The sequence below is a fragment of the Microcoleus sp. A006_D1 genome (genome assembly GCF_036702805.1).
Taxonomy (GTDB): domain Bacteria; phylum Cyanobacteriota; class Cyanobacteriia; order Cyanobacteriales; family Microcoleaceae; genus Microcoleus.
This window is the reverse complement of record NZ_JAUBVZ010000021.1, coordinates 83,620-107,050: the sequence shown is the minus strand read 5'-3', so window position 1 is coordinate 107,050 and position 23,431 is coordinate 83,620. Positions and strand designations below refer to the sequence as shown.

Here is a 23,431-nt window from a genome sequence, read left to right as displayed (position 1 = left end):
TTTAACTGGCATTACTTTGAATTAAGTATAACTGTAGTATTATATACCCAATGCAATTTAGATGTCAAACAGCTTAATTCCTTTATTGATATCTGCAATATTAGCCTCATTATTTATATGATAAGCTACATTGCGAGCGCGTTTTTTAGCGACAGCTACTCCCCTTTGAACTGTATTTTTGATACTGACTGCCTCTGGACTCAGTTCTTTAAACTCCCAGATTTCCCCATCAATTTCAGCATCAGGTGTTCTGATTCCTGGTGCAGCTTGCTCGCTCAATAACTTCACTCGCCACCCAAGTCTCGCCAAAACTTCAGCGATAAACCGCTCAGAATCATTGGTATTATGGTTTTGATGGATGAGTACAAACCCGCCTGTATCCTCATCATAATAATACCGTTCATACTCAGGCTCGGCAAGGTTGTAGATGTTCTGACTTTGCTGGATATAATTTTGCTCCACGGTCAATCTCTAGCCTGATTTTATGATTGTAGCTTACTGTTTCAGGGAAAGCGATCGCCCTCTCTCTCTACCGTGTCATCGTCTGATCAAGAGTAGCGGTAAATAAAAGGTCGATTCCTGCCGAAAGCTTGGCTAACGTACTTATTTTCATCGAAAGCGCGATCGCTTGAGTTATCCTTGAAAATTATTGATATAATCAAGACGGAAAACCATAAAATCCACAACTATGCTAATCCTGCCACAACTGGAAAACCTGCGTGATACTCTACCCATAGAAGGAGCTATTCGCATTGAATTAGTGGAAGGCATACCCATGTTTAGAGCCTCCACAGCCGTCAAAAATCGCATAGAAGAACTGTTAGACAAACAACAAACTTTACCCCTCAATCCTGACGAAGAACAAGAACTCAATCTTTACGAAGAAATCGACGATTACCTCAGTTTTGTCAATCGAACTGTCCGCAATCTTTTCCTCAACCAGATTCAGCCTACTGTATAGAAATGTCCCCTCGCCGTCAAATCCCTGAAAATATCCAAAATCAAGTTCGTCAGAGAGCAAACTGTCTGTGCGAATATTGTCATGCCTCCGAACAATGGCAGTACGTAGAGTTTACTATCGAACACATCATTCCCTTAACTAAAAATGGGACTAATGATATTGACAATTTGGCACTAGCTTGCTTTCACTGCAACCGCAAGAAATCTGATAAAACTAGAGCGATAGATGCTCAGTCAGACGTAGAAGTACCCTTGTTTAATCCCAGACAAGATAGTTGGAACGAACATTTTATTTGGTCTGCGGATGGATTATCAATAGTTGGTTTGACTCCTATTGGACGAGCTACAGTTACAGCATTAGTATTAAATCGAGAGAGAGTGCTTAATATTCGGGCTGCTGACAAAGCTATAAAACGACATCCTCCTGCTGGCGATTTAATTCAATCAGAAAGTTGAGCATACTGAGAGTTACTCAAACTTTGAGCGGCTACTTCTGCCTAGAAATTTGTACTGAAATGAAAGCTCGATTTCTGCCGAAAGCTTGGCTAACGTACTTATTTTAATCGAAAGCGCGATCGATTTTTTTTAGGGATTTTATGCAAGCGACACACCCTACAACTATGACCGAGAACAATGATAAACTTGATATTCATACCCATCCACACCAGGTAAATCGCGAGATTCAAGCTGACACTTTTGTGCAGCTAAAATAACAGGTATGCGAAAATTCACCAACCACAAATCTAGTGGACGTTCCAATTGACTGAGTGTCTTGTCAAGTATCCCCGCCACAATTTCCGGCTCATCTCTTCTCTGCTTAACTAAAAGAAACCGTGGAGAATCAAAGGCTTTAACTTCTTGCTTCTTCCTAACATCCGTTACATCCGTTACATCCGTTACATAATCCGCTGCCGAACCCTTCTTCCTTCTTTCCCATTCCAATCCTATCCCCATCAACTCTCCTATTTCTACATGAGTCTTTTGAGTAGTGGCAATTAACACGGGAACTTTCGAGACTTCGCGGATAATCGGAATTAAGAGGTCTGGCTTGTAATATTTGCGATAGCCGAGATTAGAATTTACTGTTATACCGCTCACAAAACCCATTGCTAAAATTAGCATAACTGCTTTTTTACCAGAAACTTCGATCGCAGGTAAATTAAACCATCGAGTTTTTGTTGTAGGTGTGTCATAAATAAATGCTAAGGTTGATCCTAATAGTAATATTACCCCCGGAAAGTAGACGAAATTGTATCGAGGCCCGCGAGTTAGGTCAATTCCTAGAATATATGCAAAGCTGAAAAATAGGAAAATTGCTCCGATCGCAAATCCGCCAAAAATAACAGTACCTAAGCGAGGATCTGGTGTTTTCAAGGAAGTTTTAAGAGCGTTTAGCAGCAGGGGAAGCGCCCAGATTAAAAATATTGCCATGCCGATCGCAGATCCCACCACCACAGCCAAATTTGACGATTCAACGGGCAGTAGAGAGATGATAGTAATCCATCCAGCTAAAGCTTGAAAAATCGGACTTATCCAATCTACAAATGTGCGATCGCCACTGACAAGCCAATTCGTGAGCTCGCTGCCGTATTTATTCGACAAAAATATCGGTAGCCAGACTAAACCGCCCGCCACAGTACCCAGCGCTACAACTATGAGTCGCCACAGGATTTGAAATTGCCAAACAATGGGCTGCTGACTGTCTGAAATTGACAACTTCCCATAAAACTGTTGCCAGATTACAGCAATTAATGCTATGGCTTCCGCACACAAAGTCAGCGCGAAAAAGTAGTGAGATGCAATGCCTAAACAGTTAACAATTATCCAAAGTAGCACCGCCCAAATTGGCATAAGAGCGCGCTGTTGTAGCTTTTTTGCAGCTAATGTCAAGCAAAAAAGAGAGGCAATAACTAATAAGATTCCTAAAGTATAATGGCGAGCTTCTTGAGCGAGATAAATGCCGTAGGGAGAAACTGCCATCATCGCCGCCGCACATTGACCGACTAAACTTGAATTGAACGCAAATTTTCCTAAAAAGTAGATAGCGGGAACTGAAATCACTCCTAATAACGCCGGGAGCGATCGCCCAATCCACACTAAACTATCCTGAGTCGGCCCAAACAACCGCATCCACCAGTGGGCGAGCATAAAATACACTGGCGGATGGTTGCTTTCCAGCAGCAAATGGTTGAGGACATCTGCAATGCCAGCATCGGGACGAAATTGCAGCGGTTGTAGTAAGGTGGAAAAGTCGATCGCGCGATCGAGCGGCACCCCGCGAAAACTGTTGCCCAAACTAAACACTAGAGTTGAAAACTCGTCTGTCCACAGCGGTTTCAAGTCCAAATTCGCAAAACGCAAAATACAGGCGATCGCTGTCCAGAGCAATAGCAACAATAGTTGTTTGTTCTTAATCATCAATTCAGTCATTCAGAGGCATAGGGAAGAAGAGTTATTATAGTTGACAGTTGACAGTTGATAGTTGCTAGTTGATAGTTAACAACTAGCAAATGTTTAAACCCCCCCCTGTTTGCGGTCAATTGTCAACTGCCAACTGCCAACTGCCAACTGCCAACTGTCAACTATCAACTATCAACTTCTGTCACCCGCCAGCTCAACTTCATATTGATCCAGAAATTCCACAGAGTCACAGCCACAATCGCAATTAAATTAGCCAAATAAGCATTAATCCCAAAAACATTAAACATCAGATTGACCAGCAGTACATTCAAAATTAAGCCCATCAAACAAATTGTATTAAATTTCAACAAGCGTTTGAAGCGCTGGCGATTTCCCGGCTGCCGCTTAGAAATATCCCCAAAAGTCCACAAATCATTCCACAAAAAGTTACTAATAATTGCTAATTCAGCAGCAATAATCAGACTGCGAGTCAGCTCCAAATTCAAGCTCTCACGCAGCACGTACAAAACCGCCATATTCACAAACACGCCGCTGAAACCCACGATACCAAACCGCAGAAACTTACCCATCGGCCAGCGGGCAAACCGCAATATGAGCAAATGCCGCAAATACTCAATATACTGTTTCCCAGTAACTTTGCTCTCGCCTTCTTTCCGCTCCTGAAACACATAACCAACTTCTCCAATCCAGCGGATATTGCCCCTGCCGAGCACTTCAATCAAAATTTTGTAACCCGCAGGATTCATGGTTTTGCCGGCAATACAACTGCGGCGCACCATAAAATAGCCACTCATCGGATCGGAAACTCGGCCCACCACTCCCGGCAGTATAATCAATCCAACAGTTTGAGCGCCCCGCGACAAAAATCGCCGGATCACACTCCAGTCGCTCACCCCGCCCTCGGCAACGTGGCGACTCGCAGCGGCCAAATCGGCTCCCCGCTGAATTTCTGCTAAAAGCTGCAACAGCGTCTCCGGGGGGTGCTGCAAGTCGGCATCGATGACGCCCAAAACCTCGCCCCGAGCGGCCTGCCACCCGCGAATTACTGCTGTGGAAAGTCCCCGCTCGTCTTCCCGGCGCATCACCCGCAATTGCGGATATTCGGTTGTCATGGACTGGGCAACTTCCCAAGTGCGATCGGGGCTGTTGTCATCGACTACAATTAATTCGTAGTTACCGGGAATGCTGCCATCGAGCAATTGGGTCAATTGTTGCACAATACTCTTGACATTCTTGCACTCGTTGTAGGTGGGAATGACCAGGGAAAAATAAATTGGCGGTGTGTCTGCGTCTGTAAAAGTTGAAGCGAAAGTCCCTACCGCAGGAATTTGCAAAGGCCCAGACGGCACTGGCAACAGGTGATTTGCTTGGTTGATGCTCATGATTTCAGTTCCCAGAAAGTAAAGGATGGTTTGTAGGACTTGAGATTTTAGATGATCGTTCCTTTATGATTGATTTGTTAAGATATAAAAACGCCTTAATTCTAGGCAATAATTCTGTAGCTGAGCTAACAAAAGAAAACTGTGGATGCAATTCTAGATCGCGCTTTACAAGGTTATAACATCTCTACCGCAGAGGCATTGGTACTTTTGCAGCAAAGAGATCCAGATGCGATCGCCCTAATTCAAACAACCGCTGACTTGCTGCGCCGCCAACAATCAGGCGATACTGTCACCTACGTTATCAACCGAAATATTAATTTTACCAATATTTGCGAGCAGCATTGCAGTTTCTGTGCATTCCGCCGCGACGAGGGAGATGAAGGCGCTTTTTGGTTAGACGCAGCCCAAATTCAGGAGAAGGCAACTGATGCAGTGCGACGGGATGCGACAGAAATTTGTATGCAGGGTGGCTTAAATCTTCAAGCTAAACTGAACGGCGCATCTTTGCCTTATTATCTGCAATTGGTGAAAACTATTAAGGATAAGTTTTCGCAGTTGCACTTGCACGCTTTTTCGCCGCAAGAAATAGAATTTATTGCCAGACAAGATAATCTGAGTTTCAGCTATGTAATTTCGGCTTTGCGGGATGCGGGAGTCGGTTCGATGCCGGGAACCGCGGCGGAAGTTCTCGACGATGCAGTGCGCCGAGTGATTTGCCCGGAAAAACTTGATTCGGCAACTTGGTTGGAAATTGTGGGAACCGCTCACCGCTTGGGTTTGCCGACAACTAGCACGATGCTTTGCGGGCATATTGAGACCGCAAAACAGCAGGTTCTGCATTTAGAAAAAGTGCGATCGCTCCAACAAACAGCTATTAACAACAACTATCCAGCGCGCATCACAGAATTCATTTTACTCCCCTTTGTCGGACAGGATGCACCCGCTCCTTTACGCAGTCGAGTCGGCCGCGACCAACCAATTTTAGCAGATACATTGTTGCTCACGGCTGTATCGAGAATCTTCTTAGGAAATTTGATTCCCAATCATCAGCCAAGCTGGGTAAAATTGGGTTTAGCAGGAGCGACAGAAGCGCTGAAATGGGGCTGCAATGACATCGGCGGCACTTTGATGGAAGAACATATTACCACAATGGCTGGTGCGGTTGGCGGCAGTTGTCAGTCTGTGGAAGATTTGCAAAATGCGATTAGTTCTTTGGGCAGGAATTATCAGCAAAGGGATACAATTTATCGAGCTTTGGGGGTTGACAAATTCGCTGTAATAAGTTAAATATTCCCCAATAAATCGGCGGTTGAAACCGCTGCTATACAAACAATGTCCGGATGGTGCGCGGACTAAGAAATAAAGAATGTAAAAATCCCGGATTTAGTACGGGTGAGCAGGGGAGATGTGCGATCGCACTTTCGACTACAATGCTCGAAAGGGCGATCGCACATTAACACATCAATCCAACCGAATCAACTTGACCAACAAGCTCATGATTTCTCCCTGTTGCGGTGTAATGACGATGCGATTGTCGGGAATCGCGATCTGATGCGTCCAAAGAGCAACCTCCGCGTAGCGCAAGGCGTGGAGTTGGTGGATAGTGCGCCGTACACCCAGCGGCGAACCGATGATGACGTGACGGATGGATTCGCGATTATCGGCCTCAAAGCTTTGGTTAGTTAAAACTTGCGGCGATACTTGATTCGATGCGGAATCTTGCAACATAGTTTTGACAAACAATTTGGGATAGGTTTGATGCTTTGTAACGGTAAAACCGCGTACAATGACAGATTGAAGAAAAGACAACAATTCCCCTACAGCACAAGTTGTGGTTCTGGTGCTGTCTATTCTTTATTGGCTTAAGCCTAAATTAATTTAGGGCAAATGTCAATTATTTTAGGCAAAATCTAAATTATTTAATATAAGTTAACAAATAGCCTATGGAAATCTCAGAAAGAGCTGAGCGATCACCGCTAATGCGACTGAGAGTTCAGCGGTTTATGACTCAAAAGCAGCTAGCAGAAGCACTTGGAGTTACTGAAGCGACAGTCAGCAACTGGGAAGCGGGGCGATCCGTACCGAAGCTAACGCCTGTGCAATACAAGAGGTTGCTAGAGATTTTGCAAATTACCTCTGCTGAATTACCAGACCAATTTGGTTATCCCAGCGATGCTGATGAATAGAATTAAAGTATTCTCAAGTCTCCCATATTCCCCTAGCCCCGTTAAAAAACAATGTCTTATAGCGAATTTACGACTATTCTAAAAGTCAAAGCAGCCTTTGGATTGACGACAATAGAAGGGCCGCGATTTCTACCGCCAATAACTCCGATCGCTCCAAGTGCAACCCTGACAGATTTTTTGGCGCATAGTTTACCCGTAGCTGTGGCGACAGGAAGTGAAAAAGCGCGATCGGAAATGATTATTACTCCGGTACTGCTAGAAGTCAGAAAGATTTTGCAGGAGAAGATTAGCTTATTTTCGGGGGAAGACTTTACCGTTGATTTCAAACAAGGACTGAATGGAATTTGTGATTTCTTGATTAGTCGCTCTTCAGAAATGTTAGAAATTGAAGCACCAGCAGTCGCAGTTGTTGAGGCGAAGAAAGCAGATTTGAAAACAGGAATTGGACAGTGCATAGCCGAAATGGTAGCAATGCAGAAGTTTAATGAAGCTAAGGGAAAACCAATTCCTGTTGTTTATGGAAGTGTCAGTAACGGTACGCAGTGGCGATTTCTCAAATTGGAGGAAAAAACTGTATCATTGGATCTTAATGATTATGCCTTGGTTCCGCTGGAGCAAATTTTGGGAATGCTGGTTTGGATGGTACAAGATGGGTGAATAATCCAGTCGTGGATGCAAAGTTTCTACACAAGCGCGTTTTGTAGGTGGAATTTCTTTGTGATTGTCCCCAATCCGTGATAATGTTGCGTCCAAGAATGATTAAACAAACTCATGCAATGTGTTGAAAAAAAAAGGAATATGACACTTAATATCGCTACTTTGCTGTGAATAAAATTCTCCAATCTTTAGTGAGAGTTGTTCTCTAAATTCGCGATCGTTACCGCTCCAGTCAACTGGTGGCTTAATTTTTGCCCAAGAATCCTTAGCTTTTTTAATTGTGAGCAAAGCCATAATTAACTGATTCTTCCGAGTTTCATCGGACGTATTTTTAAACTCATTTTTCCAGGAATCCTCAAATTTATTTAAGTCCGCACAATTTAAACAATGATTTATGCGATCGAGCGCTCTCTTTATGTTAAGGTTATTCTTCAAGTCTGGATCGCTACTAATTTTATCAGCCATATCAATATAAATACTATTGAGTTGAACAGGATTATCCTGATACATCGGAGAATTAGCATAATCATCAAATATTGATTGAAGTTCAGGTGTGATAAAATATGCTTCTTTATGAATCAAACCTGTAATCCATATCCGGTGTAGCGCTGCATTTTGTGCTTTCACCTCCGATTTTTCGTAAAGATTGCAAAAAATTGCTTCTGTATCTGGAAAACTGTAATTATCAATTTCTTGCAGTTGCAAGTCCAAATCTATCATTGCAAAAAGTCGATCTGGATCTAAATACGAATTAGTGGTATCATGTTCGTGTAATGTTAAAAGATTCAAATAAGTATTTATTACAGTTGAGCGGCCGCCACAATTAAAGAATTGCGGCCGCTTCTCTCTCCACCATCTCGGAACGCAAGCATTATAAAAGTTTGCATCCGGCATTTGCTCCATGTTTTTATAAGCTTGAGGCGATCGTATACCCTCGATATCGGGAATAGGGCCTTCGCATAGCACTACAATTTTGTTCTTAATTCTGCGAGATTCAAGAATCATCTCGCAGTGTTGTTTTAGCTGTTCTGGATTCAGACTCATTTCTAGTATTAGGATTCTTGTTTGATCAGTTTTGGCTCAATTTCTTTAACATGAGCCGGTGTCAGGGCTTGACACAATTCGTAGGAGTGAGTTGCCAGAATATATTGATTGCTGGGTGCCCACTCTTTAAGGTCTGATATAATTTGATATTGCCAATCTGGATGAAAAGCAATTTCAACCTCATCCATCAAAATAATAGCATCTTTTATGTTATGGGACTTGAGCCAAGCAAAAATGCTAAGTCTTTTGAGTTCGCCGTGACTTAAATCCTCTGGATATAGTTCTATAGTTTCATCATTATTGTACAGTTTAAAGTTGACTCCCGAAAAATCTTCATTTAAATTTATCCTTTTATTACCCAATAGCAGATTTAAGTCGTTAATTAGAGTTTGATAGCTGTTCCCGTAGCTACCTGTTTGTATCGCTTCTCTGAAATCGCGATCGCGAGCGGCTTTAAATGATTTAATAAGTAGCTCTACAGCAAGAAAGTCGTAGGTAAACAAGCCTGGTAATTTGGATCGGGCAGATTCGAGTATCCCGTAATAATTATCTCCGTTACGTGAGTTGCTAAATAATAGTTTTCTAGAATCCGGCGGAAGAAATAGAAAAACTTGTGTGGACGGAGCTGCTAGAAAAATTTTACGGGATACCTTATCTAAAAATAATTCTGCTTGCTCCTTGTTGGGATTGTTAAAACGACATTTTAACTCTGTAATTGTTAGTATTTCATAGTCGTGGTCATACTGAGAAAATGTACCTGTAACTTTTGAAAAAGAACAGACATCTATGATTTCTTTGGAGATCCCTATGTGATTCATCTCTTCATCATCAAGTTCTGTCCCAGCTTCAATAGAATACTTGTAACAATAAAATTTAAGATTGACGATGTTTTCTCCATCCCAAATGTCAATGATTGCTAAAATTTTTTCTTCGTCTCTTTCATGAATTTTAAATCCCTGAAGTAGATTTTCTAAAAACGGTTTTTTATCCTCATCAACAGAACAGTGTAACAACACAAAAATCAACTGCAATAGGGTACTTTTCCCGCCGCCATTTTGACTACCCAGTGGGAATATTTTAGGAAAAAAATCCTTTTCAAAAGTTATGTCAATGTCCTTTAAACCCCGAAAATCAGGAACTTGAACTCGTAGTAAGTGCATATAAAACTCCTGTGTTGGCTTGCATTCAGTGTGATTGAGTTTATCTTGGCGATTGTACCACAATTCGTGAAATTTAACTCCTCAAACTTAGTAACTAATAAAGCTAACTAAAATTCCCAAAATTTGCTCTATCGGCATTAAAGAATATTCCCTCAAACCGATCGTAACAGTTTGTCCTTCCAACTTCAAAAAACGCCAGATACTCCCTGTTGTAATAGATCCATAAATTATCGGAATAGAAATTTGCTTAGCCGCGTTGAACTTTTGTGCCGCCAGCATTTCTGCCACACATTGACCCAATCCTCCTTTCAAATCTTCTTTCTTAGCTTCCACTATTATAGCCACTGGCGCTGTGACAAATAATTGCTCGGAAGAAAGACTGAGAATGTAATTGCAGATGCCGTTAAGTCCTACTTCCGGCTCGACGGTGAAGTCTTCCCCAGAAAACAAGCTAATCTTGCCCCCTAATGCATCTTTTGCAGCTAACAAAATTGGGCAAATCAGCATTTCAGAGCGAGCTTTTTAAGCATTCAAAAATCCCTACTCACACCGTCGCCAAACCCTAAACAATCTGTTCTGAAAACAAATTATTGCTCAAGCTTACCCATTGCGCCACGCTTAAATCTTCAGCGCGAGATTGAGGATTTATCTGTAACTCTTCTAACAATTGAACGAGTTTATCTAAATCCACAGCTCCTTTCAAATTATTTCGCAGCATCTTGCGCTTGCTCCCAAATCCTAACTTGATTAAAGTCTCCAAATAGCGCGGATTAATCGCTGGCGTTTCTATCTGTCTGGGAAGCAGCCGCACCACGGCAGAATCGACTTTTGGCGGCGGATAAAAGTCTTTTGACGGTACATCGCAAATTAACTCGCATTCTGCTAAATACTGCACCCGCACCGACAAAGCGCCAAAAGCTGTAGAACCCGGTTTAGCATAAAGCCTTTGGGCTACTTCTTTCTGCACTAATAGCACGATCGCATCAAAGGGTTTAGCAGCAGGCGCAGATATCGTTCCCAGCAGTTTTTGCAGGATCGGCCCAGTGATATTATAGGGAATGTTGGCAACAACTTTATTGGGGTTTTGAAATTTGGGAAACACCCTGAGTTCCGCTTCTAAGTCCATTTCCAGGAAATCGCCTTGCAGCAGTAAAAAATTGTCGGTTTTGCCGAGTTGCTTGGCTAGTTTTAGGCACAAATCTCGATCGATCTCCACAGCAACAACCGACTCAGCCGCAGGCAGCAAGCGCCGAGTCAGAATCCCCGTGCCCGGCCCGATTTCCAGGACGCGAGAACCCTCCAAACTCGCTGCTTTGACAATCTTATCTAAGGCTTTCTCGCTTTTGAGCCAATGTTGAGCAAACTGTTTCCGGGGTATGGTCGATCGCATTTTTTGAATTCTTGCAGAAATCTTAGCCTGTCATTTTATCACAACCCCATATTTTTTCCCAACTTACACTCATGTTTATTTTTGTAAACAGGGGTTGAATTCAGCAAAAAACTTGGGCATCATAAAAGGATTAACCTTCAGTTGACAGTTGACAGTTGACCGCTTGAGGGCTACCTCTACCTAGAAGCAAGAGGATTGGAGTAATGAATCGTCTGATTTTAATTGATCCCGATCGGGGAGAGGGTTTAATAAATTATTAATAAGAAATAAGTTTATTTGTTCTCAATTACCCATTCCCAATTACCAATTCCCAATTCCCCAAAAATGAAATTCCAACGAGTATTTGGTACATTACCCAAAACCCAAGCCAGCGCGCCCGGAAGAGTAAATATGCTGGGCGAACACACAGACTACAACGACGGATTTGTACTTCCGACTGCAATTCCCCAGCGCACAACAGTACAAATCGGCTTCAGCAGCGACGCCAGACACCATTTTTATTCAGCAGAATATGACGAACTCATAAATTTTTCAGACGACGATACGATACCGCAAAAATTCGTAAGTTATATCTGCGGCTGCATCAGACTTGTAGAAAAAGAAGGATACAAAATACCGCCACTAAATATCTACATTACCTCGGATGTGCCGATCGGCGCCGGTTTGTCCAGCAGCGCCGCTTTAGAAATAGCCACCCTCAGAGGGATGCGCGCCCTGCTCAACCTTCCCCTAGACGACGTGCGCCTCGCTCAAATCGGACAGCTAGCCGAAATTCGATATGCCGGGTTGAACTGCGGCATCATGGATCAAATGGCGTCGAGTTTAGCAGACACCAAAACTATGCTATTTCTCGATACCCGCAGCCTCGAATACCGCCCGATACCCTTTCCCACAGGCACAGAAATTTTAGTCGTTGACAGCGGTGAAAGCCACAACCTAGCAGCCGGAAGCGGCTACAACCAGCGGCGCGCTGAGTGCGAAGAATCAGCCCGCAGATTGGGCGTTAAAGCTCTCAGGGATATCACCGATCCCAAAGCAGTGGAAGTATTGCCGGAACCTCTCAAAAGGCGATCGCGCCACGTCGTTACCGAAAACAATCGCGTGCTCGAAGCCGTAAAATCTTTGCCCGCCGAGCGTTTCGGCGAGCTAATGAATGCTTCCCACGCCAGCCAGCGCGACGACTACGAAGTTTCGACACCGGCAGTAGACGCGCTGGCGGCAATCTTGCAGTCAATCCCCGGAGTCTTCGGCGCAAGGCTGACGGGCGGAGGTTTTGGCGGTGCTTGCGTAGCGCTGGTAGAGAGTGGGAAAGCGGGTGTTATCGCGTCAGAGGCGATCGATCGCCACCAGCGCGCGGGTTATAGCGGCCGCGTTTTGGTTCCCGAAGTTAAACTTAATTCTTAATTCCAGAACTATCACCCGACACCGAAGGCCACCGCACAGTCACGATCGTTGAATCCTCCTCGGCCGACCAATAATGAGCCACTCCCGGCAGCCAGAGAGCATAATCTCCTTCGCGACAAAGCAAGATTTCTTGATCGGGAAATTGCAGGCGAAACCGCCCTTTTACCAGGATAGAAAGCGTAGTTGCTGCCGCATTTACCGCCCACTGAGTCCTACAATCTCCCGCAGGGTGAACGCCCCATTTTACCTCTAACACAGAAGTCGATCGCGCGTCGTCGAACGCCGTCATAAAGTGACCCGCAAACCAACCGCCGCGACTTGCACCTTCAGCGCCCGCATTTCCGAAAACCACTTCAGACGGCATCAGCTAATCATCTCAAAAAAAAATATTTTAGTAACACAAACTCAACGGTTTGTAGTAAAGACTTTAGTCCTAATTGATTTCAATGCCCAGAGAGAGGACTTCAGTCCTCACTACAAACTTGATGATTGTTATATCATGTCAGTTGAATTGCCCGCAAGCTGGGTGGGGGCGGGTTTATAGATATTGTCGATGTGAAGGAAAGATAGTTGGTAAAACCCGCCCCTACAGGAATTACGGTTATTTTAGCGGACACGATCGCAATTATTACTTGCGGCCCGAAGATTGACCTTCCGTCGTAGCCATTTCCCCAGCTTCCATAAACTGCTTAAACCTGCGCAAATCATCAGCAATTTGCTGTTCGGGAGCTTCACCAAACAGTTTAGCAGCGCCCGCAACTATTGCACCGCCCGGAGGGCTGTATTCAATCACCACTTTTACCTCTGTACCGCGTCCCGCTGGTGCCGCTTGAAAGCGCACAAAACCCGAATTCTCAACATCCGCCCCTTCCACAGACGCCCAAGCAATAAAGCGATTTTCTTCTTCGCCCACAATCTCTGCATCCCATTCTACACTATTGCCGATCGGCGCGCTGGCAATCCAGTGAGAACGCTTTTCATCTATTACCGTCACGTGTTTGAGATGCTTCATAAACCGAGGCAAATTTGCAAAATCGCGCCAGTAACGGTACAATTCATCAGCCGGTTTGTCGATCGTCACCGTCTTTTCAACTTTAATGCTTTGATTCGCATCTGCGCCCGACTGCAAACCCTCCACAACCCCCAGCCCGCGCGCCGCCAAACCGCCACCCGCAACCGCCAGCAAAGCACCTCTGAGTGAACGCTGCGACAAACCCAAAAGCACCAGCGCCCCGCCACCAATTAATGAAGCCCAGCGTTCGGTATCGCCGCTGTTAGTTTGGTTTTCTTTGTCAGAATTTGCGATCGAAGTAGATTCCATTGTTTTAAACCTCGTCAATTAAGCGTGAAAAATCGCCGCCACACAGTTCCCTCGAAACTTAAAATTAGGGGTTAGTGCTATTCGCTTAACCCCTAATTTTGCGGCGGATTTAAATCCACCCATTACAGCAAAAAATCGCCGCCACAGCCGCGCATTTGCTCCTAAATATACTTGCTGACGCCCATCGTCAAAATTGTGAACGCTCCCAGCAAATGACCGGCGCTCATGCAAGCGAGAAATGCCGGTACGCTAACATTGTTGAACAAAGATGGGAAAGGCAAAGGCATTTTCGGCCCGACGTGGGGATACCAAATTCTGCGGCTCAAAACTAGCAATGCTAGCATATTGCACACAAACATCACTAGCGGCTTTTGCCAATTTCCTGAGGCTGCATCGCTCACGGTCGATTCTACTACTGCGAGTAAATTTGAGTTAATCATCATTGATGCTCCTATTTTTCATAAAATATCAGAACTTGTCGATGAGATTTATTGCCACAAATACAGCAGGGCGAGAGTTTTGACGCTATAAATATCTGTTTTGCTCTCAATATTCACCGCGCCAACACCCGCGCCCCACCCGCAATCATCGAGTTACAGCAAAAAATCTCTTAATGCCATTCAAAAGTAAAGAAAGATACAAACAGACCAGACCCTACTCGCTGCCATTTGTAACTTTTAGCCTGTCTGGCAGTTGCGGCATTTCCTGAAGCTGCCAGACGGGAAAGACTGCTCGTTATTATTTAACGATGTAGGTAGGCAGAAAGTGCAGTATGTCGCGGAGAACGCTAAATCCAGCCGCGTCCCAAAGCAAATAAGCTAAGAAACCGATCATCGCTAAGCGACCGTTCCAAAGTTCTGCTTGCGGGTTGAATCCAAACAAAAAGGCGTTCCGATCCTTGCCGTTGTAGGCATTAGCGGTAGGAGGTAGGTTGGTAGGACGAGTTTCCATGTTTTTACATTCCTTAACAATGTTTCGCTTATCATCGTAGCGACCTAGTTTCTACTTTGCTATCTGCCTGTAGGCTCAAAATACACACAAGTCTAAAGGAGGATTTTGAAACCCCAAATTACGTGTTAAGTTTTGTTAAGCGAGATTTTTTCACGGTTAGCCTGTATCTAGAGATACTAAAAAAAACTGCAAGTTGAGATGGCTGCTGTGAAGCCTGCATCGCCCCGGAGCGACAAACAACGGCGCTGGTGACTCGACAATACTGAATCCGCGAGCTCCTAGAGGCAAAAAAAATTAGTAAATTTCAACGGCCAACCAGAACACGATCGCCCCAGAGTTAACTAAAATAGGAGATAAACAGAGCGCGAGGGAGAAAACAGTTATCGAAACCATCTACGGCAATCTTCAGGGTTTAAAGTCCAGCCAGCTCAAGCAACTCGAAAAGCTGTACCACCAGCGACTACCGGGCGATAGCATCACCACGGCAGAATTCGCCCAGCGCGTCGCCGCCATCAGCACCGAAATCGACAAACCAATCTGCACCTACATCAACCGCCGCGGACAAGTGATTCGCGTCGGTGTCGGTACGCCCCGCCAAACCCAAATTGCGCCCCTAGAATTGCCCCGCTACGGGGGAGGTCGCCTCAGCGGCATTCGCTGCATCGCCACCCACCTCAAACCAGAAATCCCCAGCGAAGCAGCCCTCACCGCCATGGCCATTCAGCGCCTCGATGCCCTCGTGTGGCTGACGCTGACCGGCGGAGGATTTCAGCGCCGCGGCGGTGGTGCGGCCGGTTACATCCAACAAACTTATCTCGCTCACCTGATACCCCAGGGAGACCGGCCAAATTTTGAGTTCTCTGTGTTGAGCGCTCAGTTAGAAAAATCTTCAACTGATGAAACTGATGAAACTGATGAAATAGAAGAGTCTTTAATTCAAAAATCACCCATCAAAACTCAAAACTTTCCCTGGAAAATCTCAGAACCTCTAAGTTTGGACGACCTCGCAGACCAAGACTTTCTGGAGTTGGTGGAAGGACTCGAAGCAGACTTTCAAGCAGAGTTTGTAGCTAAGCAGGTTGATGCAGACCAAGACAAAGTTCTGTTGGTAGGTGTAATGACTCAGCAGATGAATTTGTTGGATTTTGAGGACGGACTCGCAGAAATCACGCGGCTGGTTGAAAGCGCCGGGGGTCAGGTACTGCAAACAGTGCGCCAAAAACGATCGCGCCCCCATCCGCAGACAGTCGTCGGTGAAGGCAAAGTTCAGGAAATTTCCCTCACCGCTCAAACGATTAGCGCTAACCTCGTGGTATTCGATCGCGACCTGTCCCCCGCACAAATACGGAACTTGGAAATTCAAATCGGTATCCGCGTAGTCGATCGCACGGAGGTAATTCTCGACATCTTCGCCCAAAGAGCGCGATCGAGCGAAGGTAAATTGCAAGTCGAACTCGCTCAGCTAGAATACACCCTGCCCCGGCTCAGAGGTCGCGGCCAGGCAATGTCGAAACAAGGTGGCGGCATCGGTACCAGAGGCCCCGGGGAAACCAAACTCGAAACCGAACGCCGGACGATCGCCAAACGCATTTCAAGATTGCAGCAAGAAGTAAATCAACTGCTCGCCCACCGCTTCCGGCTGCGGCAGAACCGGCACCACATGGACGTACCCTCAGTCGCGATCGTCGGCTACACAAACGCCGGTAAATCGACTCTGCTCAACCTGCTCACCAATTCCGAGGTCTACGCCGCCGACCAGTTATTTGCCACCCTTGACCCCACCACCCGAAAGCTGACGCTGAGCGGCGCCGGGGCGGGCGAACCGCTGTCGATCGTCCTCACAGATACAGTGGGATTTATTCGCGAACTGCCCCCCTCCTTGATCGACGCTTTTCGGGCTACCCTCGAAGAAGTTACTGACGCCGATGCCTTGCTGCACCTGGTGGATCTCTCTCATCCCGCGTGGCAGAGCCAAATTCGATCGGTGATGAATATTTTGACAGATATGCCCGTAACTCCCGGGCCCGCCCTTGTCGTTTTCAACAAAATCGATGCCGTAGATGAAAATACTCTCGCCCTCGCCCGAGAAGAGTTTCCTCAAGCCGTATTTATCTCGGCGGCCAAAGGTCTCGGAATGGAAACTCTCCGCGATCGACTAGCTCAGCTCATTCAATACGCCCTCTACCCTCGGTAAATACTTAAAGATTGTTTTTAAGTATTTGACATTCGGGAATATACGTACATATACTGAGGACAGATCGCGTCGCAGCATGAGACTATAAAAGAGTAGTCAGATTGTGCATTAAATACTAGAATACGGCAGATCTAGTTTGCGATGAGTTAAATAATTAATTTCAGGAGGCGGCGGTACTGGTAAAGAGACTCTTGGTTAAAGGCTGTAAAAGCCGTTGGTTGAGAGGCTGCCAAAAAAAAAGATGTTGCTTCACTGCGTGCCAACCACTAATCATAGTGTAAAGCAGGCTACACGACCTCAAGGTGAAAGAGAATAAGATAATAAAAGTGTTTGGGGCATCGCCTCAAGCGCTATACTATCTTTTACAGGCGTCCGCCAGAGAAAACATCCATGGATTGTCCCCTCTCTCAAACAGCTCTCTCAAATCCTTGCCCGCCGTGCAGCGCTAATCTCTAGCACTATTTCTATTTTACGATTTTACCACTGTTTAACTAAATAGTTATGTGTACGTCACTGGCAAAACTAGCAATTGGACTCTATGCCACAATGGCAACCGGGTTCTACTATCTAGCTGCCGCCCCTCCGGCTTCAGCAGCAGTCGATGTGTGCGGGCCCGGAAACTTCTCAAGTGCCTGCGCGCCTGGCACTTCCCGGGCCCGGCAATCACCAGCAGCCGTAGCAGACCCGGTAACAGCATCACCGCTGCCTTCACCAGATCCGATACCGCCGTCCTCGGTAAATCCCTCACCGGTATCCTCGCCGCTAGACATAGTAGCGCCGGCGCCGGTATTTGAATCACTGCCAACACCACCACCGATAGTTGACCAAGTAACGTCGCCAACACCACCGATAGTCGAACCAACACCACCACCGGTATTCGAGCTAGTACCGCCGCCAACATCACCGATAATCGAACCGACACCACCACCGTCGCTAGTTGCATCCCCTGAACCAACACCAGACCCGATAATTATATCGCCAGCAACCCCGCCATCGGTAGTATTATCGCCTCCACCCATATCGGCGCCCCCGCCGACCTTTCCAATATATACAAACGCCACCTCGCAGAGAGCAACATCTATCCCAGAGCCAGGTACAGTGGTAGCACTCCTGGTGACAGGGGCAGGAATCATCTGTTCCGGCAGAAAACGAAACAAGCACGCAGGTCAGCAACGGTAGGCAGGCGCAACCTGCTGCTGCTTGTTTTCAAAATGTCTCCGTTTCTTCAAGGGCGGGTGTTTTTTTATTTTTAGGCCAAATTAAGTTAAATTGTATTAATAATCACCTGACCGCTTGCTGGCTGCAACTATATAAAAATTAAAATAAGATTGGTTAAGATTACAATAAAAAAATATTGTTATTGTTTGAGCGTCCGATGATCCCTAAAGTAGAAATTTACACTTGGAGAACCTGCCCGTTTTGCATTCGTGCCAAAGCACTGCTGAAGCGAAAAGGGGTTGAGTTTACAGAATACGCGATCGACGGAGATACAGCAGCACGCGATCAAATGACCGATCGAGCTAACGGAGGCCGCAGCCTGCCCCAGATATTCATTAACGACCAACACATAGGCGGCTGCGACGAAATGCACGCACTTGATGCTCAAGGCCAGCTCGATCCGCTGCTAGCAAAATAAGCGATTCGCCGTTGAATTTTGAGTTTGCCCAAATTTGCCTGCGACCAATTCTTAATTATCACTGACCATGAAATTTGCATTCATCATCGATCCCCTCGCGCGACTAATTCCAGGACACGATACCAGCGTAGCGCTGATGGAGGCCGCTCAAGAGTTGGGTCACGAAGTCTGGGCGACTCAAGCCAACGAATTAAGCGTCATCGGCGGCAAAACCTGGGCAATGCTCGATCGGGTAACGCTGACCCCAGTAACACAGGTAGATGGACGCTCTTCGGCTGCTGAGGCTTGGTATCAGGTGGAACAGCCTACCTTGCAACCACTAGAAACAATGGACGCAGTATTTATGCGGACTGATCCGCCAGTCAACGTCCCTTATCTCTACGCTACTTACCTTCTAGACGGCATCGATCCGGCTAAAACTTTGGTAGTTAACAGTCCCAAAGGATTGCGGGCGGCGAATGAAAAAATGTATGCTTTGCAATTTGAGGGAGCGATCCCCGAAACAATTGTTTCTCAAAACAAACAGGTAATTCGGCAATTTGTTGAGAAAAAAGGAGCCGCAGTTCTTAAACCCTTGGGTGGCAAAGCTGGCGAGGGGATTTTGTTCTTGGAACCGGGCGATCGCAATCTCAACTCCCTGGTAGAAATTAGCACTCAACAAGGGCAAGTTCCAGTGATGGTTCAGACATATCTGCCGGAAGCAAAAGACGGAGACAAGCGGATAATCCTCTTGAACGGCAAGCCCATCGGTGCTGTCAACCGCATTCCCACCGGCAATGAATTTCGCGGCAACATGGCCGTCGGCGGCCGAGTCGCAAAAACCGAAATTACCGATCGCGAACATCAAATTTGCGCTCAGTTAGCACCCGTGCTGCAACGGGATGGACTGTACTTTGTCGGCATTGATATCATCGGCGGTTATCTTACCGAAGTTAATGTCACCAGCCCTACAGGGATCAGAGAAATTGACTTGTTTGACGGCGTTAGTTTGGGCAAACAAGTAATTGAATGGACAGTCTCCCAGGCAGAAAGTAGAAGTTAGAAGGTAACACAGAATTAGTCATGGGCGAAATAATTTTTGTTCGAGAAAAACAAAAAAAAATCCTTTTTTTTCGGGCTAAAAGCTTGACTTTCAGATTTATTTAAGGTATATTATAGATAATGGAAGTGGTGGCAAAATTCAAATTTAACTCGCCACTCCCATTATCTACAATATATCCCGAAAACCTCGAAAAAGCAATAGGTAATAGTTCCTTTTTTCGGGCGGATTTTTTTAACAAGACTAGAAAAAAATCGGTTGCTTCAACAATAGCTTTATAAAATCATCTGTGCGCCAGCTTTTGTATGAGTGTTCCCTGCGAGATCCCCAAAAATGCTCCCAGATGGCAGATGGGAGCATTCCCAATTCCCAATTCCCAATTATTAAATTATGTCAAAAATTGGCGTTGCAGTAGTCGGTACAGGTTTCGGTCAAAAAGTACACCTTCCCGGATTCCAGGCCCATCACCGCACAGAGGTTGTGGCTGTTTACCACCGGAATTTAGAGAAAGCTCAGGCGATCGCCTCTACCCATAATATCCCCTACGCTTGCAACTCGATCGCAGATCTAGTTGCCATCCCTGAAGTAGCGGGCGTTAGCATTTCCACGCCGCCATTTTTGCATTTTGAAATGGCAAAAACCGTCTTGGAAGCAGGCAAACATTTATTATTAGAAAAACCGACAGCCCTGACAGCAAATGAAGCTAGGGAACTTTACCGATTAGCAAACAGCGAATCTCAAACCCAAACGATTGCCACAATGGACTTTGAGTTTCGCTTCATCCCCGCATGGCAAATGCTAGCCGAATTGTTAACAGCAGGATATGTGGGAGAACAGCGTTTAATTAAGATTGATTGGCTAGTATCGGGCCGGGCTGATGCGAGTCGCCCTTGGAATTGGTACGCGCAAAAAGAGTTAGGTGGCGGAGTTCTGGGCGCAACAGGTTCTCACGTTTTTGATTATATTAGCTGGCTGTTCGGCCCTGTGCAGAGGCTTTCTGGGCAATTGATTACAGGAATTGCGGCGCGTCCAGATCCTAATGATTCGGGAAATTTAAAAGCCGTTGATGCCGATGATTCTTGCACGTTGATGTTAGAATTAGCCGGGGGAACGCCTTGTCAAGTTTGTTTGAGTTCTGTTACCTATCAAGGGCGGGGACATTGGGTCGAAATTTACGGGAGTAAGGGTACGTTGGTGTTGGGAAGTGACAACCAGCAAGATTACGTCCACGGATTTCGCTTGTGGGGTTCCCAACATGGAGAATCTTTAGCTGAAATTAAGATTCCTCAAAAATTGGAGTTTCCTCAAGTTTATCCAGACGGCAGAATTGCAGCGTTTATTCGAGTAGTAGATAGATGGGTGGAGGCAATTGATGCGGGGAAATCTTTGATACCGTCGCTGAAAGAAGGGGTTTACTCGCAGTTGTTGATGGATTTGACCCAGGAGTCCAATGCTACGGGAACTTGGGTGGATGTACCGAATTTAGAGAAATTTTTGAGTGCCCGGTAAAATGAAAAACCGGAGCATCTCAGTTTTGCTTCTAAGAGTGCTGTCCTCGCTCGCGAGTCTTGCATGGCTCGCGAGCGAGGACAGCACTATAAAAAAAGGCTTTTTACGAAAATTGAGATGATCCATTAAAAACTCACAAAGCAATCTCGCGCGCTCGATCGCACCCCAAACCCGATAAACTACTAATAGAGAAACTCGATCAATCCTATATCCAGAGTTGTGAATGGCGCGCCCTGAAAGTCCTTGCCTCAGTATAGCGATCGCTCGCCTGAGAACCGCTGGGGCAAACCATTTTGCCACTTGGGTTCTACAAGCTCCCTATCCCAGCGGGTACGTTCACCACGACTGTATGTGGCCGCTGGCCCTATCCCAATCCTGGAAAGCTTGGCAGGAAATGTTTTCCCCGTCAGGGACAATTCACGAATTGCCCCTAAATCCCGATGGCAGTTTCGTCTCGCCAGAAAACAACCAGAATATACTGGCAGAAATTGAACAACAAACCCCTAACTCGCTACAGTCACTTTCATCCATGCCCCCTGTGCCGCTCCGTCTCGGTCAAGGGGGGTTGGTGGAGAGGGGTGAGCAGAATCCGCAGCAGCCACCTGCTAGCTACAGCAGCCGCCTGATGCAGCATTTGGGGATGAATCTTTGGCAGTGGCTGTTTGAAGGGCCGATCCAGGGCAGTCTTCAGGAAAGTAAAGGTATCGCGATCGGGCAAAATCTACCCCTGCGAGTGCGTATAGATTTGCGCGAACCGTACTTAATCGCTTTGCCTTGGGAAATTATGCAGCCTCAAGCCGGTCAACCGGCAATTTCTCTGTCGCAGCAACTCCTTTTCAGCCGCACTACCAGCAATGTTGAGCCTTTGCCGCCCTTGCGTCCTGCTGAGTCGCTGAACATTTTGCTCGTTTTGGGACAAGCAGAACCGGGGCGCGGTGCTAATTCGGAATTTTCCCGCAATCATCGTCATTTGCAGTTGGAAGAAGAAGCACTCGCCCTGGCTAGCGTTCTGGAAAGTGCTTTTCACACCGATGACAATGGTAAATATTTCGACATCAGCGTTCCGACTAACGTTGATACTCTGATCGAACCTACTCCGGCGGAACTAATTTCTCGGCTGGAAACCCAAGCTTATAATATTCTGTTCTACGCCGGCCACGGGATACCAGGCCCCGACGGTGGTTTGCTGTTTTTGGGGCCGGACACGGCGATTAACGGTACTGAATTGGCTCAGGTTTTGGTTCGGTGCCGCGTGACGCTGGCGGTGTTTAATGCCTGCTGGGGAGCTCAGCCGGCGGTGGAGAGGCTGCATTCAATTAACGGCCAGCAACAGGCGATCGCCCGTAGCAGTTTGGCTGAGGTACTGATTCATCACGGGGTGCCGGCGGTGTTGGGGATGCGGGACTCGATCGCCGATCGGGAGGCCCTGAGTTTTATCCAAACTTTTGCCCAAGCTTTGGCCGGGCGGATGTCGATCGATCGCGCCGTCGCCGTCGCCAGACAGCAGCTACTGACACTTTACAAGTTCAATCAACCGGCTTGGACGCTGCCCGTACTGTATATGCACCCGGAGTTTGACGGTCAACTGACTGAACCGGTAGATGACCTCAAAACTGAATTGCCTTTAAATTCTTCTACCTGGCTGGGACGTTTGCCGTCTTGTGCTTATTTGCGGGGGCGCGATCAACCAAATGTCAAATCCAGCGAATCGGGGAATCAGGTTTGGCCCATTAGCACCGGGATGGTTCGAGTCGGACGCTGGGAAGAAAACGACGTAGTGATTCGAGAACAGTGGGTTTCTCAGAAACACGCGGAGATTTTCTGCCGCAACAGCATCAGAGAGAGTCGGGAAGAACCTAGCTACTTCTTGCGCGATTTTTCTCGCTACGGGACTCTAGTTTTGGGGCCGGAGGGATGGGTGAGAGTTCACCACCAAGAACTACTGCTGCAATCGGGCACTCAGCTAAAATTTGGTAGTTCTCAAGGTCAGGTTTTTGAGTTCACTATTGAGGTTCCAAAAAGTTCGGGCTACAGTGAGACTGATTGCGGAACGAATTAAGGCGGGGGTGTAGTTAATCAAGGCGATCGGCGATCGGGACAGCAAAGTTCTTTCTCGTTGAGTCTCAAGTCTGAAGTTAAAACAGTTACTCACCACTGGTAACTCGCACTTGGCAGAG

25 protein-coding genes are annotated in these 23,431 nt (G+C 46.3%); 11 read left to right on the top strand and 14 right to left on the bottom strand.

The genetic code is table 11. From position 1 onward, the window contains the following. Positions 1 to 57: 57 nt before the first annotated feature. Positions 58 to 462, bottom strand: coding sequence for a hypothetical protein (locus QUB68_RS26695; RefSeq protein ID WP_332997948.1), 405 nt, complete (start codon positions 460 to 462; stop codon positions 58 to 60). 226 nt (positions 463 to 688) lie between these two features. On the opposite strand from QUB68_RS26695, the gene QUB68_RS26690 reads away from it, so the two are divergent. Both QUB68_RS26690 and QUB68_RS26685 read left to right on the top strand, forming a co-directional pair. Continuing rightward, positions 689 to 961, top strand: coding sequence for a hypothetical protein (locus tag QUB68_RS26690; protein ID WP_332997947.1), 273 nt, complete (start codon positions 689 to 691; stop codon positions 959 to 961). A gap of 2 nt (positions 962 to 963) precedes the next feature. Continuing rightward, positions 964 to 1,416: an HNH endonuclease gene (locus QUB68_RS26685; protein WP_332997946.1), complete on the top strand. Its 453-nt coding sequence runs from the start codon at positions 964 to 966 to the stop codon at positions 1,414 to 1,416. A 162-nt stretch (positions 1,417 to 1,578) separates the two neighbouring features. Here the strand turns inward: QUB68_RS26685 and QUB68_RS26680 are convergent, their stop codons facing one another. Both QUB68_RS26680 and QUB68_RS26675 read right to left on the bottom strand, forming a co-directional pair. Next, entirely contained in the window at positions 1,579 to 3,378 is a 1,800-nt protein-coding gene (locus tag QUB68_RS26680; protein ID WP_332997945.1) for a glycosyltransferase family 39 protein, read from the bottom strand. Positions 3,379 to 3,545: 167 nt separating this feature from the next. Beyond that, positions 3,546 to 4,763: a glycosyltransferase gene (locus QUB68_RS26675; protein ID WP_332997944.1), complete on the bottom strand. Its 1,218-nt coding sequence runs from the start codon at positions 4,761 to 4,763 to the stop codon at positions 3,546 to 3,548. A gap of 141 nt (positions 4,764 to 4,904) precedes the next feature. Here QUB68_RS26675 and cofH point away from each other — a divergent pair, with 141 nt between their 5' ends. Continuing rightward, positions 4,905 to 6,050, top strand: a complete 1,146-nt coding sequence (cofH, locus tag QUB68_RS26670; protein WP_332997943.1) for a 7,8-didemethyl-8-hydroxy-5-deazariboflavin synthase subunit CofH — start codon at positions 4,905 to 4,907, stop codon at positions 6,048 to 6,050. A 174-nt stretch (positions 6,051 to 6,224) separates the two neighbouring features. Here the strand turns inward: cofH and QUB68_RS26665 are convergent, their stop codons facing one another. Further along, positions 6,225 to 6,491 (bottom strand): hypothetical protein, encoded by a 267-nt coding sequence (locus QUB68_RS26665; RefSeq protein WP_332997942.1) that lies wholly within the window; start codon positions 6,489 to 6,491, stop codon positions 6,225 to 6,227. Positions 6,492 to 6,706: 215 nt separating this feature from the next. On the opposite strand from QUB68_RS26665, the gene QUB68_RS26660 reads away from it, so the two are divergent. After that, positions 6,707 to 6,949, top strand: a complete 243-nt coding sequence (locus QUB68_RS26660) for a helix-turn-helix domain-containing protein (protein ID WP_332997941.1) — start codon at positions 6,707 to 6,709, stop codon at positions 6,947 to 6,949. A gap of 51 nt (positions 6,950 to 7,000) precedes the next feature. Then, positions 7,001 to 7,606, top strand: a complete 606-nt coding sequence (locus tag QUB68_RS26655) for a hypothetical protein (protein ID WP_332997940.1) — start codon at positions 7,001 to 7,003, stop codon at positions 7,604 to 7,606. A gap of 102 nt (positions 7,607 to 7,708) precedes the next feature. Here the strand turns inward: QUB68_RS26655 and QUB68_RS26650 are convergent, their stop codons facing one another. The 4 genes from QUB68_RS26650 to rsmA all read right to left on the bottom strand — a co-directional run bounded on the left by QUB68_RS26650 (position 7,709) and on the right by rsmA (position 11,200). Next, complete coding sequence (locus tag QUB68_RS26650) at positions 7,709 to 8,509, bottom strand: hypothetical protein (protein WP_332997939.1); 801 nt, start codon at positions 8,507 to 8,509, stop codon at positions 7,709 to 7,711. A gap of 149 nt (positions 8,510 to 8,658) precedes the next feature. Continuing rightward, positions 8,659 to 9,810 (bottom strand): AAA family ATPase, encoded by a 1,152-nt coding sequence (locus tag QUB68_RS26645; RefSeq protein ID WP_332997938.1) that lies wholly within the window; start codon positions 9,808 to 9,810, stop codon positions 8,659 to 8,661. Positions 9,811 to 9,897: 87 nt separating this feature from the next. Continuing rightward, positions 9,898 to 10,317: a hypothetical protein gene (locus tag QUB68_RS26640; protein WP_332997937.1), complete on the bottom strand. Its 420-nt coding sequence runs from the start codon at positions 10,315 to 10,317 to the stop codon at positions 9,898 to 9,900. 55 nt (positions 10,318 to 10,372) lie between these two features. Continuing rightward, entirely contained in the window at positions 10,373 to 11,200 is an 828-nt protein-coding gene (gene rsmA, locus QUB68_RS26635; RefSeq protein ID WP_332997935.1) for a 16S rRNA (adenine(1518)-N(6)/adenine(1519)-N(6))-dimethyltransferase RsmA, read from the bottom strand. 324 nt (positions 11,201 to 11,524) lie between these two features. Between rsmA and galK the strand changes: the two genes are divergently transcribed. Then, the gene (gene galK, locus QUB68_RS26630; protein WP_332997934.1) at positions 11,525 to 12,604 is read left to right on the top strand and encodes a galactokinase; all 1,080 of its coding nucleotides are present in this window, start codon (positions 11,525 to 11,527) and stop codon (positions 12,602 to 12,604) included. Here galK and QUB68_RS26625 read toward each other — a convergent pair. From QUB68_RS26625 to QUB68_RS26605, 5 genes are all read right to left on the bottom strand, one after another. After that, complete coding sequence (locus tag QUB68_RS26625) at positions 12,594 to 12,968, bottom strand: signal peptidase I (protein WP_332997933.1); 375 nt, start codon at positions 12,966 to 12,968, stop codon at positions 12,594 to 12,596. The two genes, galK and QUB68_RS26625, sit on opposite strands and share 11 nt — an antisense overlap. Before the next feature lie 264 nt (positions 12,969 to 13,232). Then, entirely contained in the window at positions 13,233 to 13,925 is a 693-nt protein-coding gene (locus QUB68_RS26620; RefSeq protein WP_332997932.1) for an SRPBCC family protein, read from the bottom strand. A 161-nt stretch (positions 13,926 to 14,086) separates the two neighbouring features. Continuing rightward, complete coding sequence (locus QUB68_RS26615; RefSeq protein ID WP_332997931.1) at positions 14,087 to 14,368, bottom strand: photosystem I reaction center subunit PsaK; 282 nt, start codon at positions 14,366 to 14,368, stop codon at positions 14,087 to 14,089. Positions 14,369 to 14,663: 295 nt separating this feature from the next. Then, the gene (locus tag QUB68_RS26610) at positions 14,664 to 14,876 is read right to left on the bottom strand and encodes a chlorophyll a/b-binding protein (RefSeq protein WP_106151046.1); all 213 of its coding nucleotides are present in this window, start codon (positions 14,874 to 14,876) and stop codon (positions 14,664 to 14,666) included. Positions 14,877 to 15,281: 405 nt separating this feature from the next. Further along, positions 15,282 to 15,419, bottom strand: coding sequence for a hypothetical protein (locus tag QUB68_RS26605; protein WP_332997930.1), 138 nt, complete (start codon positions 15,417 to 15,419; stop codon positions 15,282 to 15,284). Positions 15,420 to 15,441: 22 nt separating this feature from the next. Between QUB68_RS26605 and hflX the strand changes: the two genes are divergently transcribed. After that, positions 15,442 to 17,070 carry a GTPase HflX gene (gene hflX, locus QUB68_RS26600; protein ID WP_332997929.1) on the top strand — a complete coding sequence of 543 codons (1,629 nt, stop codon included), beginning with the start codon at positions 15,442 to 15,444 and terminating at the stop codon, positions 17,068 to 17,070. 563 nt (positions 17,071 to 17,633) lie between these two features. On the opposite strand, the gene QUB68_RS26595 is transcribed toward hflX, so the two are convergent. Next, positions 17,634 to 18,203 carry a hypothetical protein gene (locus QUB68_RS26595; protein ID WP_332997928.1) on the bottom strand — a complete coding sequence of 190 codons (570 nt, stop codon included), beginning with the start codon at positions 18,201 to 18,203 and terminating at the stop codon, positions 17,634 to 17,636. Positions 18,204 to 18,445: 242 nt separating this feature from the next. Between QUB68_RS26595 and grxC the strand changes: the two genes are divergently transcribed. The 4 genes from grxC to QUB68_RS26575 all read left to right on the top strand — a co-directional run bounded on the left by grxC (position 18,446) and on the right by QUB68_RS26575 (position 23,313). Continuing rightward, the gene (gene grxC, locus QUB68_RS26590; protein WP_332997927.1) at positions 18,446 to 18,706 is read left to right on the top strand and encodes a glutaredoxin 3; all 261 of its coding nucleotides are present in this window, start codon (positions 18,446 to 18,448) and stop codon (positions 18,704 to 18,706) included. A 67-nt stretch (positions 18,707 to 18,773) separates the two neighbouring features. Continuing rightward, the gene (gene gshB / locus QUB68_RS26585) at positions 18,774 to 19,748 is read left to right on the top strand and encodes a glutathione synthase (protein ID WP_332997926.1); all 975 of its coding nucleotides are present in this window, start codon (positions 18,774 to 18,776) and stop codon (positions 19,746 to 19,748) included. Between the two features lie 387 nt (positions 19,749 to 20,135). Further along, positions 20,136 to 21,254, top strand: a complete 1,119-nt coding sequence (locus QUB68_RS26580; protein ID WP_332997925.1) for a Gfo/Idh/MocA family protein — start codon at positions 20,136 to 20,138, stop codon at positions 21,252 to 21,254. 223 nt (positions 21,255 to 21,477) lie between these two features. After that, positions 21,478 to 23,313: a CHAT domain-containing protein gene (locus QUB68_RS26575; RefSeq protein ID WP_332997924.1), complete on the top strand. Its 1,836-nt coding sequence runs from the start codon at positions 21,478 to 21,480 to the stop codon at positions 23,311 to 23,313. The last annotated feature ends 118 nt before the right edge of the window (positions 23,314 to 23,431 follow it).

Bases quoted from the DNA above. Each gene is read 5' to 3' on its own strand.
- QUB68_RS26690 (WP_332997947.1), top strand. From the start codon at position 689: ATGCTAATCCTGCCACAACTGGAAAACCTGCGTGATACTCTACCCATA.
- QUB68_RS26685 (WP_332997946.1), top strand. From the start codon at position 964: ATGTCCCCTCGCCGTCAAATCCCTGAAAATATCCAAAATCAAGTTCGT.
- QUB68_RS26680 (WP_332997945.1), bottom strand. From the start codon at position 3,378: ATGATTAAGAACAAACAACTATTGTTGCTATTGCTCTGGACAGCGATC.
- QUB68_RS26675 (WP_332997944.1), bottom strand. From the start codon at position 4,763: ATGAGCATCAACCAAGCAAATCACCTGTTGCCAGTGCCGTCTGGGCCT.
- QUB68_RS26665 (WP_332997942.1), bottom strand. From the start codon at position 6,491: ATGTTGCAAGATTCCGCATCGAATCAAGTATCGCCGCAAGTTTTAACT.
- QUB68_RS26660 (WP_332997941.1), top strand. From the start codon at position 6,707: ATGGAAATCTCAGAAAGAGCTGAGCGATCACCGCTAATGCGACTGAGA.
- QUB68_RS26655 (WP_332997940.1), top strand. From the start codon at position 7,001: ATGTCTTATAGCGAATTTACGACTATTCTAAAAGTCAAAGCAGCCTTT.
- QUB68_RS26650 (WP_332997939.1), bottom strand. From the start codon at position 8,509: ATGGAGCAAATGCCGGATGCAAACTTTTATAATGCTTGCGTTCCGAGA.
- QUB68_RS26645 (WP_332997938.1), bottom strand. From the start codon at position 9,810: ATGCACTTACTACGAGTTCAAGTTCCTGATTTTCGGGGTTTAAAGGAC.
- QUB68_RS26640 (WP_332997937.1), bottom strand. From the start codon at position 10,317: ATGCTGATTTGCCCAATTTTGTTAGCTGCAAAAGATGCATTAGGGGGC.
- rsmA (WP_332997935.1), bottom strand. From the start codon at position 11,200: ATGCGATCGACCATACCCCGGAAACAGTTTGCTCAACATTGGCTCAAA.
- galK (WP_332997934.1), top strand. From the start codon at position 11,525: ATGAAATTCCAACGAGTATTTGGTACATTACCCAAAACCCAAGCCAGC.
- QUB68_RS26625 (WP_332997933.1), bottom strand. From the start codon at position 12,968: ATGCCGTCTGAAGTGGTTTTCGGAAATGCGGGCGCTGAAGGTGCAAGT.
- QUB68_RS26620 (WP_332997932.1), bottom strand. From the start codon at position 13,925: ATGGAATCTACTTCGATCGCAAATTCTGACAAAGAAAACCAAACTAAC.
- QUB68_RS26615 (WP_332997931.1), bottom strand. From the start codon at position 14,368: ATGATGATTAACTCAAATTTACTCGCAGTAGTAGAATCGACCGTGAGC.
- QUB68_RS26610 (WP_106151046.1), bottom strand. From the start codon at position 14,876: ATGGAAACTCGTCCTACCAACCTACCTCCTACCGCTAATGCCTACAAC.
- QUB68_RS26595 (WP_332997928.1), bottom strand. From the start codon at position 18,203: ATGATTCCTGCCCCTGTCACCAGGAGTGCTACCACTGTACCTGGCTCT.
- grxC (WP_332997927.1), top strand. From the start codon at position 18,446: ATGATCCCTAAAGTAGAAATTTACACTTGGAGAACCTGCCCGTTTTGC.
- gshB (WP_332997926.1), top strand. From the start codon at position 18,774: ATGAAATTTGCATTCATCATCGATCCCCTCGCGCGACTAATTCCAGGA.
- QUB68_RS26580 (WP_332997925.1), top strand. From the start codon at position 20,136: ATGTCAAAAATTGGCGTTGCAGTAGTCGGTACAGGTTTCGGTCAAAAA.
- QUB68_RS26575 (WP_332997924.1), top strand. From the start codon at position 21,478: ATGGCGCGCCCTGAAAGTCCTTGCCTCAGTATAGCGATCGCTCGCCTG.